The 1,601-nt window shown below is 45.5% G+C and carries 1 protein-coding gene; it reads left to right on the forward strand.

Features of this window, described 5'->3' with window-relative positions:
* The first annotated feature begins 88 nt into the window (after window positions 1-88).
* The gene (locus tag VIS94_04320; GenBank protein HEY9160296.1) at window positions 89-1,390 is read left to right on the forward strand and encodes an ISH6 family transposase; all 1,302 of its coding nucleotides are present in this window, start codon (window positions 89-91) and stop codon (window positions 1,388-1,390) included.
* Window positions 1,391-1,601: the final 211 nt, after the last annotated feature.

A 1,601-nucleotide genomic window follows, 5' to 3' on the forward strand; every position in this document is an offset into this window, starting at 1 on the left:
AATATTTTGATCGTGTCCAAAAATCGGCTAAGATAATCCCTCATGGGATGATCTCACTGGTGACAAAACCAAAAGGAGATCACCCCAGATGGATATCGTGCACTCAATTGAAGTAAAGGTATGCATTTCTGAAGAGAGCCAGCCGATACCAATCGAGAGTCTTGTAGCATCGGTGAAGAAACTTCAAATCGAAGCCAAGCTCCTTGAACATATACTTAAGGCAATGAACGAATATCTCGTCAATTCCTATTGCGGCAAGAGATATTCAAGGCGTAATCCCGAAGAGCGATATATTCGCGCCGGGACATCAGAGAAGAAGATAGTGACATCAGTGGGATCCATACTCCTGAAGTTGAATAAAGTCCGGGACATTCAGGAGAACCGTATCTGGAAACCCCTGGCAGAAGTTGTACGGTTTGCAGGAAAACAGGTGTATCAACCAGATATCGCCATGGTCAGTATTGATTTCGTTCAGAAACTCAGTTACCGGGATACTATAGAAGAGTTAGGGATCGTAATTCCAGATGTACCGTCACGGATGACCATAAATAACCGGATAAAACAGATGAGCAGATTGTTAGAGGTGAATGAGATCGAGACCCCCATGACGATAGCAATGGCGGATGGAACCAAGGCGCACTCACAGGAACCGGGGAAGAAACAGAATAATGTCAATGTTCTTCTCGGTGTGAGTGACGAGAGGAAAGTGCTACTCGGTGTCACGGTGAATCAATCCTGGCAATTCCTCTCCGATCTCGTTGACAATGAGAAGGTACTCTCCGAGAACGCAGTCATCATCAGTGATGGGGATCCAGAACTGAGGGCTGCATTTGCAGATGGAGATATTCAGTTCCAGGCTGACCTGATTCATGGGTTCCGTTTATTGGGCTATAAGTTATGGGAAGATGGCAAATTAAGCCTGGAAGAGAGAAAGAGAGTAATTAATGAACTGAAAAAGTCATTGCTGTCCCTGAAAAACGTTGTTATTTTTCACAAATCGGATCACCATCATATCGGTGCTAAAATAAACCAGGTTGTTCAAAGTATGGAAAACCTGGCCAACCGATTGACCGAGAAAGGGTGTTTTCAAGCGGCTGCTTTTCTCAATACCTATTCAAATACACTGGTAACATTCGCCCGATTATCTTTATGCGGCATTGACGTTCCCTGGAACTCCAACATGATTGAACGGTTGATGGGTGAGATATCGAAACGGGTGAAGCACAAATGGATGCGATGGACCACTCAGGGACTTGAAGCTATATTGAGATTCATCCTCGTGCGGTATACCAGTCCCTGGTTGTATCGACGATTTCGCCATGAATACATGGGACTCCATGGGCTTTCATCAATTGCAATTCAAATCTCGATTGAATCACGTTCTTATTAGTTCCTCAATACCATCTTGAACATATTGGATAGTGCAGAAGGGGGACTTCACCCCAAACTCCGATTAGGATAGACGCCGCCGCCCCCGACGGGGCGCCCCCGCGGCGGCCCCACTGGTTCTCTTCTCTGATTACCGAAATGCTTGTGAGATGGGATAACTCATTCCTATTGTTGCCGGTGAGATCTTAGCCGATCTTGTGACACAACCAAAA

This window comes from Desulfomonilia bacterium, assembly GCA_036567785.1.
Lineage (GTDB): Bacteria > Desulfobacterota > Desulfomonilia > UBA1062 > UBA1062 > DATCTV01.